Annotated in this window: 11 protein-coding genes; 5 read left to right on the top strand and 6 right to left on the bottom strand. The window is 71.1% G+C overall.

Features of this window, described 5'->3' with window-relative positions:
• The first annotated feature begins 47 nt into the window (after positions 1 to 47).
• Positions 48 to 1,880, top strand: a complete 1,833-nt coding sequence (locus WME75_RS05950; protein WP_437487133.1) for a sigma 54-interacting transcriptional regulator — start codon at positions 48 to 50, stop codon at positions 1,878 to 1,880.
• Between the two features lie 42 nt (positions 1,881 to 1,922).
• On the opposite strand, the gene WME75_RS05945 is transcribed toward WME75_RS05950, so the two are convergent.
• A complete protein-coding gene (locus tag WME75_RS05945; RefSeq protein ID WP_437487132.1) occupies positions 1,923 to 4,220 on the bottom strand; it encodes a LamG-like jellyroll fold domain-containing protein in 2,298 nt (765 codons plus the stop codon).
• Positions 4,221 to 4,829: 609 nt separating this feature from the next.
• Here WME75_RS05945 and WME75_RS05940 point away from each other — a divergent pair.
• The gene (locus WME75_RS05940) at positions 4,830 to 5,852 is read left to right on the top strand and encodes a ricin-type beta-trefoil lectin domain protein (protein ID WP_437487131.1); all 1,023 of its coding nucleotides are present in this window, start codon (positions 4,830 to 4,832) and stop codon (positions 5,850 to 5,852) included.
• A gap of 39 nt (positions 5,853 to 5,891) precedes the next feature.
• Here WME75_RS05940 and WME75_RS05935 read toward each other — a convergent pair whose 3' ends face one another.
• From WME75_RS05935 to WME75_RS05925, 3 genes are all read right to left on the bottom strand, one after another.
• Complete coding sequence (locus WME75_RS05935) at positions 5,892 to 6,860, bottom strand: hypothetical protein (protein WP_437487130.1); 969 nt, start codon at positions 6,858 to 6,860, stop codon at positions 5,892 to 5,894.
• 102 nt (positions 6,861 to 6,962) lie between these two features.
• Positions 6,963 to 8,456 carry a serine/threonine-protein kinase gene (locus tag WME75_RS05930; RefSeq protein WP_437487129.1) on the bottom strand — a complete coding sequence of 498 codons (1,494 nt, stop codon included), beginning with the start codon at positions 8,454 to 8,456 and terminating at the stop codon, positions 6,963 to 6,965.
• 205 nt (positions 8,457 to 8,661) lie between these two features.
• A complete protein-coding gene (locus WME75_RS05925) occupies positions 8,662 to 9,525 on the bottom strand; it encodes a DUF1566 domain-containing protein (protein ID WP_437487128.1) in 864 nt (287 codons plus the stop codon).
• Between the two features lie 769 nt (positions 9,526 to 10,294).
• Here WME75_RS05925 and WME75_RS05920 point away from each other — a divergent pair.
• A complete protein-coding gene (locus WME75_RS05920; RefSeq protein WP_437487127.1) occupies positions 10,295 to 11,800 on the top strand; it encodes a phytoene desaturase family protein in 1,506 nt (501 codons plus the stop codon).
• A 40-nt stretch (positions 11,801 to 11,840) separates the two neighbouring features.
• Here WME75_RS05920 and WME75_RS05915 read toward each other — a convergent pair whose 3' ends face one another.
• The gene (locus tag WME75_RS05915; RefSeq protein ID WP_437487126.1) at positions 11,841 to 12,413 is read right to left on the bottom strand and encodes a hypothetical protein; all 573 of its coding nucleotides are present in this window, start codon (positions 12,411 to 12,413) and stop codon (positions 11,841 to 11,843) included.
• Between the two features lie 172 nt (positions 12,414 to 12,585).
• On the opposite strand from WME75_RS05915, the gene WME75_RS05910 reads away from it, so the two are divergent.
• Positions 12,586 to 13,173 (top strand): PH domain-containing protein, encoded by a 588-nt coding sequence (locus WME75_RS05910; protein WP_437487125.1) that lies wholly within the window; start codon positions 12,586 to 12,588, stop codon positions 13,171 to 13,173.
• Positions 13,174 to 13,370: 197 nt separating this feature from the next.
• Positions 13,371 to 13,589 (top strand): hypothetical protein, encoded by a 219-nt coding sequence (locus WME75_RS05905; protein ID WP_437318540.1) that lies wholly within the window; start codon positions 13,371 to 13,373, stop codon positions 13,587 to 13,589.
• A 40-nt stretch (positions 13,590 to 13,629) separates the two neighbouring features.
• Here the strand turns inward: WME75_RS05905 and WME75_RS05900 are convergent, their stop codons facing one another.
• Positions 13,630 to 13,959 (bottom strand): DUF2325 domain-containing protein, encoded by a 330-nt coding sequence (locus WME75_RS05900; protein ID WP_437487124.1) that lies wholly within the window; start codon positions 13,957 to 13,959, stop codon positions 13,630 to 13,632.
• Between the last annotated feature and the right edge of the window lie 222 nt (positions 13,960 to 14,181).

Raw genomic sequence — 14,181 nt, 5'->3', positions numbered from 1 at the left:
AGCGCTGTTCCTCCGGGCCGAGGTATCATCGTGAATGAGGAGATACGGTGAGAAAGTCGACCTCGAGCGCGAAGACCGAGAGCCTCCAGCAGAGCGAGCTCTCCGGCGGTGACCTGGACGCCGACGCCTATCTCCTGGTGATCGACGGATCCTCGTCGCGGCGGTGCCCGCTGCCGAGGGAGGGGGTGCTGTTCGTCGGGCGCTCCTCCGACGCGGCGATCTGCGTCACCGCCGCGGCGGCGTCCCGGCGGCACGCGAAGTTCCTCGTCGTCGGCGGCGAGGTGCAGGTCATCGACCTGAAGAGCCACAATGGAACGCTCGTCAACGGCGAGCGGCTGGAGGGCTCGCGCCTCCTCTCGTCCGGCGACGTCGTCACGATCGGCGACGCCGTGCTGATCCTCCGGCGCGAGCCCCGGGCGCCGGACCGCGCCCTCGTCGATGCGGGCCACTGGCGCCGGCGCCTCGAGGAAGAGATCGAGCGCGCGGGTGATTACGGCAGGCCGCTCGCGGTGGCCGTCGTGTCGACCGGCGGCGTCCGGGACAAGGCGGTCGCGGGGGCCGCGGCCGCGGCGGCGCTGCGGCTCATCGACGTCCTCGCCTGGGACGGCGGCGCGCAGCTCGTCGTCCTGATGCCTGAGCTCGGGGCCGAGGCGGCGCGCGCGGCGATGCTCGAGCTGCTGGAGGCGCTCGCGCCGCTCGGGTCGGGGATCCGGGGCGGGGTCGCTGCGTACCCGGCGGACGGCGGCGATGCCGAGACGCTCGTCTCCGGCGCCGCCGCCGCGGCCTCGATCGCGGGGTCGGGGACGGTGGCCGTCGCCGCGGACACCGCCGTCCGGCACCGCGTCGGCGAGCGCGAGGTCGTGCTCGCCGACCCGGCGATGATCCGCGTGTTCGAGCTCGTCCGCCGGCTCGCCGCGAGCGAGCTCTCGGTGCTCGTCCTGGGCGAGACCGGGACCGGCAAGGAGAACGCCGCGGCGGCGCTGCACCACTGGTCGGCGCGGGCGAGCAAGCCGCTGATCACCCTCAACTGTGCGGCCCTCCCGGAGACGCTCGTCGAGAGCGAGCTGTTCGGGTACGAGCGGGGCGCGTTCTCGGACGCGCGGGCGCCGAAGCCGGGCCTGCTCGAGCGCGCGCACGGCGGCACGGTGTTCCTCGACGAGATCGGCGAGCTGCCGCTCGGCGCGCAGGCCAAGCTGCTGCGCGCGCTCGAGGCGAAGCGGATCACGCGCCTCGGCGACGTGCGCGAGCGCGAGGTCGACTTCCGCATCGTGGCGGCGACGAACCGCGACCTCGAGGCCGAGGGCCGCGCGGGCCGCTTCCGGGAGGACCTGCTCTTCCGGCTGAGCACGGCGGTGGTCGAGCTGCCGCCGCTCCGGCACCGGCCGCGCGAGGTGCCGATCCTGGCGCGCCTCTTCCTGGCCGAGGCGCGCGCCCGGGGCGGCAAGGCGCCGGTCGAGCTCTCGGAGGCCGCGCAGTCGACCCTCGCCGCTTATGCGTTCCCTGGCAACGTGCGCGAGCTGAAGAATGCGATGGAGTTCGCGGCGGCGACGGCGGAGAGCGAGGTCGTCGAGCTGTGGAATCTGCCGGACCGCATCGTGGGGCGAGGGGCGGCGGCGCCGGCCGGTGGGGGCGCGGCGGCGGGCGGGGGCGCGGCGGCCGGTGGGGGCACGCCCTCCTCGCCGCCGGGGGCGCCGCCGCGATTCCGGCCGATCGCCGAGGAGCTGAAGGAGCTGGAGCGCCGGCGGATGCAGGAGGCGCTCGAGGCGACGGGCGGGGTGCAGACGCGCGCGGCGGAGCTCATCGGGATGCCGACGCGCACGTTCGTGTTCAAGCTGAAGCAGTACGGCATCGCGGTGCGGCCGGCGAAGCGTCCGTCCTGAGAGCGCCGGTTACCCAGCGCGCCTCGCCGGCATCTGGTCCGCTCATCGCGCGATCGGCCTGCCGGACAGGGCCTCTTCCTCTTCCAGAGAGCCGGCGACGACCTCGTGGGCGCCGATGTCGTGGGCGCTCTCCTGAGGGCGTGGGGTGCCGAAGAAGTCCTCCTGGACGTCGGCGAGGAGAGTCCCCTGGTTCCTGACGGGTGAGCCGCCCAGCAGCCGGAAGTCGTCGGGATCGATGCCGTTCTCGTTGACGAGCAGCGGATCTCCGACCACGTCGCTCGCGCTCTGCCCAGAGCCTCCCGGCGAGGAGCTTCCGTTGCCGCCGAACCAGTTGTTGCTGGCGAAGTCGATCCTGACGGTGTGACTGAACCTCGTCAGCGGCCTGTCGCTGCTCAGCTGGTAGAAGATGTTGTTGACGACCTGGGCTCGCCCGCCCGCGGTGGAGGGCGCGGGGCCCCGGATGCCGAACAGCTCCGCGTCTCCGGAGCCAACCACCGTGTTGTTCTCGATCCTTGTTCCACCCATATCGCTCGGCCCCGTGCCGCCCCACGCGCTCAGCTGGAGGACTGTGCGGCGGGGGATGGATGAGGGGCCGGGACCGACGACGATGTTGTTCCGGACGCGGTTGTTGTCCAGCAGGACGTCGTCCGGGTCCTCGTTCGCGAGCGCGATCCCCACCGCCGCGGCAGGGATCCGCAGGTCCCCGGGCCACGAGCAGGTCGTGTCGCCGGCGGGTCGATCGGGGCAGCTCACGCCGTCCGGGCAGTAGGGCCGGTGGAACGCCGGCTTGCTCAGCGAGTAGATGAAGTTGCGCTCGATCGTCGAGTCGGCGAGGTTGTTCAGGTAGAGATCGACGCTGTAGTTGTCGTGGAGCACGTTGTCGGCGACGTGGTGGTTCGTCCCATAGGCGCCGATCCCCTCCCCGAAGTTCTCGTAGACGGTGTTGCCCACGACCACGTCGTCGCCCCGCGTCAGGTTCACCGCCGACGGCCACCCGCCCTGGTGACAGAACAGGCGCTTGTCTGCGTTGATCTTCACGTTGTCGTAGACGACGTTGTTCTCGAACCGCATATGGGTCGACTCGTGCCCGGGATAGACGGCGCCCTTGAACGAGCCGTGGATCGTGTTCCCTGCGATGCGGATATGCCGGCCGCTGCTCGACCCGTCCCACTTCCAGAGGCTGATCGCGACGCCTTTTGCGTCGCGCATCTCGAACCCGAGGATGTCGTAGTACGCTCCTCGGATCTGCAGGATGTTCTCGTTGCTGCCTCCTCCCAGGCTGCCGTCGAGCACGACCGATTCGCCGGGATAGGGCTGGAAGACGATGTGCTCTTCCTCGGTGCCGAGGTGGTCGAGCTTCACCGGGCTCGTGCTGTCCGTATAATAGGTGCCGCCGCGGACATAGACCGTGTCGCCGGCCTGCGCCATCTGCCCCGCTTTCACGAGCGTCTTGAAGGGCCTGGCCAGCGTGCCCGGGTTCGTGTCGAGCCCGGTGGTCGCGACATGGTAGATGTCCCTGGTGAGCGCCTTGACCTGCGCGGCGGTCAGCGCGACATCGTAGAGGCGCACCTCGTCGATCGTCCCCGCGTACGCGTTCCAGGAGGGGTGATTGCCGATGACGATGGGCCGCGTGGAGTCCTGCAGCGCGCGGGGCTCTGCCGAGACGGCGGTCGACGCGACGAGGGCGCCGTTCACGTAGAGCGAGACGCGCGTCCCGTCGTAGACCCCCGCGACGTGCGACCAGACGCCCGGGCTCGCCGGGGCGGCGACGGTGACCGTGGTCCCCCAGCCATTGCCGGGGAGAGCGATGCTGAACCCGAACTGACCGTCCTGCAGGAACAGCGCGTACGAATCCATCGAATACCACTTGTTGACGATGGTCCGGAGGCCCGAGGTGCTCGACGGTTGCACCCACGCCGCGGCGGTCATCTGCGTCGTGAAGTGGAAGGCGGGGCGGTCCGGGATCTCGATGCGATCGTCGGCGCCGTCGAAGGCGGCGGCCCGATCGACGCGGCCTGCGCCGCACCCCGCCCCGTTGTGCCTCACGCCGTGGGCGCCGTTGCCCGAATCGTCGATCACGGTCGTGCTCGAGCAATCCTCATCCAGGTGCCACAGCGCGACCGGCGACGGCGGAGAGGCCATGAGACGCGCCGATTCAGCGGCGACCGGCTCGTCCTGGAGCGGCTCGGCCGTGTCCGCGCAGCCCACCGCGAACGTCGCCGCGAGGGCCACCGTGGCCCGGCGCAGGCGCGATCGCCCCGTCCGCTGTGCGGGGGCCGAGAGGACGCCCGCGGCGTCCGGCTGGGCCGCGCGCGGCGCGTCCCCGAGATTCCTTGTCATCGAAGAGCCACGTTGAAGTTGCATTGCGCTGTCTCGCTGTGAATTGTTGAGCTGCAGGCCGCATCCCTCTCCGGCAGCATGGCAACTCGCGGGCCAGGTCGCAGCGTCGAGGCAGCGCGGGGGCGCGGCGCCGGTCAAGCAATCGTTGCTCGCCACGCCGCAGAAGGGACGCAAGCATTGCTCCACCTCGGCAATCCTTGCTCGGCGCCAGCGCCCTCCGCCCGTTGTTCGGCGTGCGACATGGCGCAAGACTGGCCTCACGACGTCTCTCCCGCCGGGTGAGCAAGAATTGCCGAGCGACGGTTGCTGGGCTCCAGGCGGCGCGATGGCCGACTCGAGCCTGCCGGCGTTCCGGCAGCGCCCCACGCTGGACGGGACCGCCGTCGGACCGGCCTCGAGACACGGGGGCCTCGGCCTGGCGGACGCCGCCGCCTCGAGCGTGGGCGCCAGCTGGCGCTCCTGGCGCTGCACAGCACGGCCAGCGGTGCGCGGCTCACCTATCCGAGCTGGCACAGTCGATGCTCTGACGCTCCAGGCGGACCGAGGGAACGGCGCTTCATCACCGAAGCCCGACGCACCTCAGGGACATGCGACAGGAGATTCATGGTCATGAAAAGTATTGTGGGGCGTCGCTTCTCGCTGCTTGTGGTCGGAGCCAGCCTCGTCGCCACGGGGTGCGTGGTAGAGGCCGACATGGAGGCGGGCGACAGCTCGAACGACGTGGATGGCGCGGCGGCCGAGAGGATCGGCGACGCGGACGAGGCGCTCGAGATCATGGATGGAGCCGGCTCCGCGGGAGAAGCCGGCGTGGCGGATACCGGCAGCGGCTCGGCGTTCTCGCTGGTGAGCATGATGCACGGCCGCTGCCTCGATGCGCCGCACGCCGTGGACGGGACCCACGTGTTCATGTGGGACTGCGTGCCAGGGAACGCCAACCAGCGCTGGAGCTACAACGCCACGACCGGCGAGCTGAGAGTCCACAAAGACATGTGCCTCAACGCCCTGGGGACAAGTCGACTGAGCCCGATCGCGGTGAAAGATTGCCGCAGTGGAGGCAACCTGAGGTGGGATATCGTCCTCCCGGGCCGGGTCATGCTGCGTGGGATCACGGACGAGTATGGCCGCTCGATGTGCATCGACATCGGCTATCAGAACCGTGACCTCGGAGCGCCGCTGCTGCTCCAGTACTGTCACCGCGGGGAGAACCAGGAGTGGCGCCGCAGCGACTCGGGGATCGGCGGGGCCACCTTCAACCTCGAGAGCCAGATCGGCCGCTGCGCCGACGCCCCGGGCGCAGGCTGGGCTCCGGTGCTCCAAGCCTGGGACTGCTCGGGGACCAACGACAACCAGCGCTTCACCCGCACCGTGGACAGCGAGCTACGCGTTCACGGCAAGTGCCTCGACGGCCAGACCCTCCAGAGCGGCGACGCGTTGATCTACGACGAGTGCGACGGCGGCAGCAACCAGAAGTGGAACCGCGACCTCCTGGGGCGGCTCGTCTCGATCGGCAACCCGGCGATGTGCGCGGACGTCTGGGGAGCCAGCTCGTACAACGGTGCGCCGATAAAGCTCTTCCCCTGCCACGCCGAGGCCAACCAGAGGTGGTACTACACCAGTATCGCCAATCCGTGAGACCGTCTGGGCGTCAGGGAAGGCTCGTCGAGCCGGCCTTCACCACGCTCCTTGCACCCCGACCCGCGCCGGCGAGACATCGATTCCCCAGCGGATGGCGCCCGTCGTTGCTGGCCTGTCCTTCCCCGGAGGTGCGGTGACGAGCAGCACCACGCCGCCCGCCGCCAGCAGGCTGCCGACCACGAGCGTTGCGGTCGCCCCGTTCCCGAACCCCCTCGCCTGAGCGCGCAGCTCGAGCCCGGTCTCGTCGCACGTGTTCAGCGCGTCGCAATGACCGTCCTGGTTGCTCGCGTTCTTCTTTCCGACGGCGAGCGCCACGAGCACCCCGGTCGCCCCGAGCCCCGCGGCCCCGGCGACGGTCGCGGCGATGCCTACAGGTCGCTGCCAGGGGCGCGCCGCCGGCGCGGGCGCAGGTGCCGGCGCCGGCGCCGGCGGGGGCGGGGGCACGGAGGCGGACATCACGGGCGCAGGCGTGGGCGGCGGAGCTGCTTCCTCCTCCTCCTCGAGCGTCTCGAGCATGGGCACCTCCACGCGCGCGTGTGCGCCATCCTCGCCGATCGCGACCTTGCTCGACCAGGGGCGATACCCGGGCGCCTTGGCCTCGATCACGTGCTCGCCCTTGTCGACCGCCAGCGCCGTCCCCCAGACGGCGGCGCCCAGCGCGAGGCCGTCGCTCGCAATCGAGATCCCTGACAGGCCACGAACGGCGTCCGGCAGCTCCACCGTCAAGGTCGCGAGCTTCGGCTTCAAGGCCGCCGCCTTCCTGCCCGCCGCGGCGGCGCGCTGGGTCTGACCGGCGCGGCTCGCCAGCGCGTTCACGAGCCCGTACTGCGCCCACGCGCTCGCGAGCCGGCCCTGGGCCTCGTAGCACCTCGCCAGCGTCTCCTTCGCCCCGAGCGCCTCGGGGAGCATCTGCGTCGTCTGCTCGAGCTTGGGGCAGGCGCTCGCGTACTGTTTCCTGTCCATCTCCTCGACGGCCTGCTCGAAGAGGGATTGGGCCGCCGCCATGGCCTTTGAATCGGCTGCCTGCGCACGCGCAGCTGCGGGGACGAGCAGCAGCGTCAAGGCGAGCGTGCAGGGGCGTAACGGGAGACCTGGCATGGCGCCAGGTTACCAGAGGGTGGGACGCTGGGTCGTCGGGCCCGGCGCCCACGGCCGCGCGGGCGGCGGGCTCGGAGCGGCGGGGGCAGCTGGCGCGGGGGGCGTGCTCGAAGGAGCGGGGCCTTGCTGCGATGCCTCGCCCGCGACGATCGCCGCCGTGCTGCTCGGAGGCGGCGCAGGCGCCGCGGCTCCGGCAGGCGCCGCAGCTTCGACAGGCGCCGCGACAACCGGCGCCGCCGACGCAGGCGCCGCAGCAGTCCCGGAGGAGCGACCGAGGACGAACCATGCCCCGCCGCCCAGGATGGCGAGCCCCACCGCTGCGCCGACGGCCATGCCCGCCGTCTTCCGGCGCGGGGCCGGCGCGCCGCCGGTCGCTCTCCGCGCGCTGAGCTCGTGGAGCTCCGGCGCGGGCTCTCTGGCGGTCTTGCTCGGATCGACGGTCGTACTCGCCCCCTCCGGCGTGGCCGCGAGGGGCGCGGCAGGCGCCTCCACCGGGAGGGTCGATATCAGCGAAGGACCCAGGGGCGCTGCAGACGTCTGCGCCAGCGCCGGCGAAGGCACGCTCGACGGCCGCAGGTCCGGCGTCGAGGCCACGCTCGACCGCACAGGATGTGCGATCGTCGCGCCGTCAAACGCCGCCAGGGCGGCCGGAGCCAGGGCCTCGCGCAGCGCCGCCGCGAGCTCGCCGATGCTCTGGAATCGCTCCTCGGGCCGCTTGCGCATACAGCGCAGGATCACCGCCTCGACGGCCCGCGGCAGGTCCGGCCGCAGCTCGGACGGCAGCGCCGGCTCCGCCTGCACCACCAGCGCGACCAGCATGAGAACGGTCTCGGCGTCGAACGGCCTTCGGCCCGTCACGAGCTCATACAGCACAGCCCCCATCGCCCAGATGTCGGCCCGCGCATCGACCGACTTCGAGCATGCGACCTGCTCGGGCGCCATGTACATCGGTGACCCCAGCATGGCGCCCGTGGTGGTCAGTTCCACCTCGTCGGTGCCTGTTTGCTTGGAGACGCCGAAGTCGAGGACCTTGACGCTCGGGCTGCCGTTCGGGCGGCGGATCAGGAAGAGATTGGCCGGCTTGAGGTCGCGATGCACGATCCCGGTCGCGTGCGCCTCGGCGATCCCATCGCAGGCTTGCAGGACGAACAGCACGGCGTCGTCGACCGGCAGCGGGCCCTGTTTGCGGACGAGGTCCCGCAGGTCGCTGCCCTGGAGGTACTCCAGGACCATGTACGGCGCGCCCGCCTCCGTGCGGCCGACGTCGTGGACCCGGGCCACGTGGTCGCTCCGGAGACGAGCCGCGGCGCGCGCCTCGCGCACGAAACGCTCGAACAGCTCCGGCTGCTCGGGCGTGGAAGGCAGGAGGAACTTGATGGCGAACAGCTCGCCGAGCTGGAGGTGGCGGGCCGCGACGACGAGGCCCATGCCGCCTTTTCCGAGCACGCGCTCGACCCTGTACTTGCCGAGGAGGACGTCACCGGTCTTGACGAGAGTGTCCATCGAGCAGGCGCGGGTCGGGGAGGGCAAACGCGAGACCCAGAAGAGAGTCCCTGCCAGGGGACAGCATCCTCGCCCTGACAGCAAGGGGCCAGGTTGACAAAAGAGCCAGGGTCAGGCAAGGCGGCCCCTGGCGTTCCATCTGGTCGCCCGTCCGAGGACCCGCGTCCGGCGGATGGGCCGGCGCGGGCCGAGTCACGGGGCAGGTTCAAGGCCCATCGTCAGCAACACAACGAACGCGACCCTTGTCGATCTCCTCCTTCTTGATGACGTCGTGACCGACCTTGAAACCCACTCCCCACGCCTGCTCCTCATGGTCCAACGCGTAGGGGTAGTCGGTGGACGACCAGTACCAATCGGGGCACGGTTCTAGAGCGGGGCACGGTTCTGGCTCGGGGAACGACTCTGGATCGAGTGCTAGATCGAGTCTGGCATGGTCCACGATCGTTCGCAGCTCTTGAACCGTCGGGAGCCGCCATGTGAGCCCGGCGAGCCCGAATTCGTTGCAGTAATCCGTCGCCTCCTTTCGGAAGCGGCTTATGCCGTCCACGTTACGCTGCCACGTCAGGCCCGTTTGTTTGTCTGTCACGGTCTTCTCCTCCCCGTCGAGCTGGTTCACGCAGCGCTCTCCGCTCGTGGGCTTTCCCCCTCGAACGCAACGGACGAGCTTCTCTCCTCTCGCCATGCACTCCACGCTGGCACCGTCGAGAACGTGGACGCACCACGCTCTCGTTGGCAGTTCTGGATGCTCTGGATCCGAGGATTTTGCGATGGGCAACGACCAGAGGTAATCCTCATCGACATTGACCGTCCCTGGGAATTTTGCATCCGGGATGGCGGGACGAACGGTGGCGTAATCCACGATCGAGACCAGCTCGATGCGTGACGGCATCCGCCAATCATCATGTCCTTCCAGAACGAGACGCTCGCATTCATTTTTCGCGCCCTCCCAGGTGAAATCCCCCGGTTTCCCGGTTTTCGGATCCGGTACCACGCCGCGCTGCCACTGAAGCTCCGTCACCGAATCGAACACCGTATCCGACGCCGTCGTCGGATCGAACACCGTGCCCATCGGCCGGTCCTTGTACCGACCGGGGAGGAGGAGGTCTCCGGGACTCCAGTGCGCCCAGGTGGCGTCACCGCAGACCTGTGCGCCTCCGGCCCCTGCTGTTCCCGCCTCGTAACCGCCGCCCGTACCGCCCGTACCGCCCGTACCGCCCATGCCGCCCGACGAGCTTGCCGCACTCGTGGATCCCCCTCCGCCCATGCCGCCCGACGAGCTTGCCGCACTCGTGGATCCCCCTCCGCCCATGCCGCCCGACGAGCTTGCCGCACTCGTGGCCCCCCCTCCGCCCATGCCGCCCGACGAGCTTGCCGCACTCGTGGCCCCCCCTCCGCCCGTCGCTCCGACCTCTCGAGGCACGCCCGGATCGATGTCGAGCATCCCATTGCACCCGAGGCACATGCCCATCAAGAAGACCGCTCCACCCATACTGATGGATATATTGATTGCTTTCCCCGTATCCGCACGAGCGGGGTTTCTCTCTGAGACCATTCCCATGTCCCTCTGAGCACGCTCTGACGACCTGACGGCGCCAGCGCAGTCCGTTTCATCCTACCAGCGAACCAGGACCTGTGCATGGGCGCTCAGGCGCGCCGCCAGAGACCACCACGGGCGCGAGGCGATCCGCCGAGATCGCTCCGCTGGAGCGCTCCTCCGGTCCCCCCTGTACTTGCTGTCGGTCGCGGCGATCCTCGGAGCCGTCCACGCGCTCGGCCGCCGAGCCCAGCCGCGCTATTCCATTCCCGCCCAGCTCCGCGATCGGGTACCCCCTCCTCCCATGCTGGCTGCCCGTGGGCCTCGCGCCATGGATGTCGTGGTGATCGGCGCGGGCCCGAACGGGCTCGCTGCTGCCGTCGCGCTGGCCGGCGCAGGCCTCTCGGTGCGCGTCATCGAGGCGCGCGACACCCTCGGCGGCGGCGCGCGCACGGCCGAGCTCACCGGCCCCGGCTTCCGCCACGACGTCTGCTCCGCCATCCACGCCACCGCGCTCATCTCGCCGTTCCTCCGGACGCTGCCGCTCGCGGAGCACGGCGTCGCCTGGATCCACCCCGAGGCGGCGCTCGCCCACCCGCTGCCCGACGGCAGGACCGCCCTGCTCTACCCCGATCTCGGCCGCATGGCGGAGACGCTGGGCGAGGAGGACGCGGCCTCCTGGCGCGACCTGTTCGCGCCGCTCCTCGCGCACGACGGCGCGCTGTTCACCGAGCTGCTCGGCCCGCTGCGCCTCCCGCCGCGCCACCCGCTCCTGCTCGCGCGGTTCGGCCTCTCCGGCATCCGCTCGGCGCAGGGGCTCGCGCGCGACACCTTCCGCGGCGACGCCGCGCGCGGGCTCTTCGGCGGCTGCGCGGCGCACGCGTTCCTGCCGCTCGAGACGCTGTTCTCGGCGTCCTTCGGCCTCGTGCTCGCGCTCGCGGCGCACGCGGCGGGCTGGCCGATCGTGCGCACCGGCTCGCAGGCGCTCATGGACGCGCTCGCGGCCATCCTGCGCGCGCGCGGCGGCGAGATCGAGACCGGCCGCGCGGTCTCGTCGCTCGACGAGCTCCCCGAGGCGCGCGCCTACCTCTTCGACACGACGCCGGCGGCCATGGCGCGCATCGCGGGCGACAGGCTCCCGCCGGGCTTCCGGCGCCGCCTCGAGCGCTTCCGCCACGGCCCCGGCGCGTTCAAGGTCGACTACGCCCTCGACGGCCCCATCCCGTGGAAGGCGCCCGCGGCCGCGCGCGCGGCGACGGTGCACGTGGGCGGCACGCTCGACGAGGTGGCGGCCTCCGAGCGGGCGCTCGCCGGCGACGCGCCCGCGGAGCGCCCCTTCTGCCTCGTGGCGCAGCAGAGCCTGTTCGACGACACGCGCGCCCCCGCCGGCAAGCACACCGCCTGGGTCTACTGCCACGTGCCGCCCGGCTGCACCGTCGACATGACGGCGCGCATCGAGGCCCAGATGGAGCGCTTCGCCCCCGGCTTCCGCGATCTCGTGCGCGCGCGCGCCGTCCACACCCCCGCCGCCTTTCAGCGGTACAACGAGAACTACGTCGGCGGCGACATCGCCGGCGGCGCCAACGACTGGATCCAGATCTTCGCGCGCCCCGTCGCGAGCCTCAACCCCTACGCGACGCCCAACCCCGCGATCTATCTCTGCTCCAGCTCGACGCCGCCCGGCGGCGGCGTCCATGGCATGTGCGGCTACCACGCCGCCGCGGCCGCCCTCCGGCGCGTGTTCCAGCGGCCGGCGCCTGCCCTCGCCGCGCCGGCGCCCCGCGCCCAGCTGCCGCCGCACGGCGGCTGAGGCCTCCGCCGGTCCTATCGAGCGTGCCCTCGTGGCGCGGTCACGACCACGACACCTCGAACTCGCACGCCCTGGCGCCGCGGAAGCGGCAACGGGTATGCAGACAGCGGCCCTCCCGGGCGCCCACGTGGGACATGATTCGCTCCTGCCATACCGGGATGCCCACCGCGCAGGTGACCGGCCCGGGGCCGCGGTCCGGGAGCCGCGAGGCGGTGAGGCGGACCGTGAAGCGCTTCTCGGCGACCTCGTTCGCCTCCATCGTGCCCTCGTCGAAGTAGCGCTCCCACAGCGAGGCGGACCGGCGCAGCACGGTGGCAGGGGACGCGGCCTTGAGCAGCACCGTGAAGAACCGGCTCAGATCCTCCGCGGCGATGGCGCTGGCCACGGGCCGGAAGCACTGCGGGTGGCCGTCTCCGAACAGCACCACATAGCGATCGACGAGGCGGTTCCACAGGCTCACCGGGTACCAGCCGTGCGGCAGGACGATGCCGCCGACCTGCGCGGCGTCCTGCGGGCCGAGGCCCTCCAGCCACCGCGCCACGCCGTCGGCGCCGTGCTGCGCGGCCACGAAGTTCTTGAACCCCCCCAGCGCGTTGCCCTTGACGTTGCTCATCGAGATCACTCCATCGGGCGGCCGTCGCCAGGCCCGTCGGGTTGCCGGGCGGGGAGGATCCTGGCGAGGGTCCCGCGCAGATGCAATCGCGCCGGCCCGATGCTGCGCAGGATCGGCGGGCGTGGTCGCGAGCGCGCTTCCCGCCGGCGCGCGCTGTACTACAATCGCCGGCGTGAAACCGTGCCCCTTCTGCGCGGAGCAGATCCAGGACGCCGCGATCAAGTGCCGCTTCTGCGGCAGCATGCTCGATGAGGGGGCGCCCGCGGCCGCCGCGGCCCTGGCCGCGCCGCTCGCCCTCGCTCCCGGCGCGCTCGCCCCCGCTCCCGGCGCGCTCGCCGCCTCGCCGGGCGGGGCGCGTGTCCTCTTCGAGGGGACGCCGAGCTGGAAGGCGTGGTTCTGGTCCTACGTGGCGGCGAGCGTGCTCTCGCTCGTGCTGGTGGGCCTCGTGTGGCTCGGCATCCTGCACTGGAAGCGCAGGAGCCTCCGCTACAAGATCACCGACCGCACGATCGACTACGAGGCCGGCCTGCTCACGCGGCGGGTCGAGACCCTCCAGCTCTGGCGCGTGCACGACATCGACCTTCGTCAGACGTTCATGGAGCGACTGCTCGACATCGCCGAGATCCGCGTGTTCACGCGGGACGCGAGCGACCCCGAGCTCGTGATCCGGGGCCTGCCGGCGTCGCGCGAGCTGTTCGAGGCGCTCAAGAACGCGGCGGAGCTGGCGCGCCAGCAGCGGGTGCTCGGGGTCGTGCAGTGAACGCGGCCACGCGCGCCTGCTCCCGGACCGTGGCGCAGCGGCGGATCGGAGAATTCAACGCAAAGGCGCAAAGGCGCAAAGACGCAAGAAGGCAAGAGCATCCATTCTCGGTCAATTCTCTCTGTCTTTTTGCGCCTTTGCGCCTTTGCGCCTTTGCGTTGAAATCCGAAACTTTGAGGCCTGAGCGGAGCCCGACCATGTCCCCGAGGCGATCCCCCTTCGATGATCTTCCGGATGTGCGCGACGGCCTGACGCGCGCCGAGCGCATCATCCTCTGGAAGCTCTCCGAGCTCGAGCGGGAGTTCGGCGGCCGCAACGTACCCACGGCCACGCTCTACGGGCGCGTCGTCGAGCACATCGACCTCTCGGTCCCCGAGTTCCAGCGCCTCATGCAGCGCCTCGTCGGCGTGCGCTGACGGCGCCCCGGCGCGGCTCGCTCCGGCGCGGCGCCCCTCGTCAAGCGGCGCGCTGCTCGAGGGCGGCCCGCAGCGCGGAGACCGAGGCGCTGCGCAGGTACACGACCGGAGCGCCGTCCGCCGCGAGGCCCTGCATCTGATCGCGCAGCGCGTGCGAGACCATCGTCACCATGATCACGACGAGCGCGATCCTCCCCACGCCGCGGCGCGCGCCCGGCGGCACGCGGTTCTCGTAATGGCGCAGCGACAAGCCGTGCTTCTCGACCACATCGCGGTAGCGGCTGGACATGCCGCCGCTGCCCCCGATGACAAGCACCGTCTGCTCCTCGCGCTTCCTGTCGACCGCCTGGGAACGCCGCTCCGCCTTCATGCGATCCCCCCGAGCAAGGCGTAAGCCACGCTCCTCGACAGGCTATTTCCGCGCAAATCTCGCGATCCTGGTCTATTCCCCGGCAAAATGTCGTCGAGATGCGGAGGCCTCTGTCATCGTGACATGGCAAGCGCGAGGGCCCGGCGCTGCCCGGCAATCGCCGCGAGCGCCCGGGAATATTCCCCCTCGCTGCAGCCCCCCACCGGCGCGGCTCAGCCCGGG

Source organism: Sorangium sp. So ce1014 (assembly GCF_051521505.1).
Classification (GTDB): Bacteria; Myxococcota_A; Polyangia; order Polyangiales; family Polyangiaceae; genus Sorangium.
Note: the sequence above shows the minus strand (reverse complement) of the source record. Positions and strands in the feature narration are given on the sequence as shown.

Coding starts and splice junctions, on each gene's coding strand:
- WME75_RS05945 (WP_437487132.1), bottom strand. CDS start 4,220: ATGACAAGGAATCTCGGGGACGCGCCGCGCGCGGCCCAGCCGGACGCC.
- WME75_RS05940 (WP_437487131.1), top strand. CDS start 4,830: ATGAAAAGTATTGTGGGGCGTCGCTTCTCGCTGCTTGTGGTCGGAGCC.
- WME75_RS05935 (WP_437487130.1), bottom strand. CDS start 6,860: ATGGCGGCGGCCCAATCCCTCTTCGAGCAGGCCGTCGAGGAGATGGAC.
- WME75_RS05930 (WP_437487129.1), bottom strand. CDS start 8,456: ATGGACACTCTCGTCAAGACCGGTGACGTCCTCCTCGGCAAGTACAGG.
- WME75_RS05925 (WP_437487128.1), bottom strand. CDS start 9,525: ATGGGCACGGTGTTCGATCCGACGACGGCGTCGGATACGGTGTTCGAT.
- WME75_RS05920 (WP_437487127.1), top strand. CDS start 10,295: ATGCTGGCTGCCCGTGGGCCTCGCGCCATGGATGTCGTGGTGATCGGC.
- WME75_RS05915 (WP_437487126.1), bottom strand. CDS start 12,413: ATGAGCAACGTCAAGGGCAACGCGCTGGGGGGGTTCAAGAACTTCGTG.
- WME75_RS05905 (WP_437318540.1), top strand. CDS start 13,371: ATGTCCCCGAGGCGATCCCCCTTCGATGATCTTCCGGATGTGCGCGAC.
- WME75_RS05900 (WP_437487124.1), bottom strand. CDS start 13,959: ATGAAGGCGGAGCGGCGTTCCCAGGCGGTCGACAGGAAGCGCGAGGAG.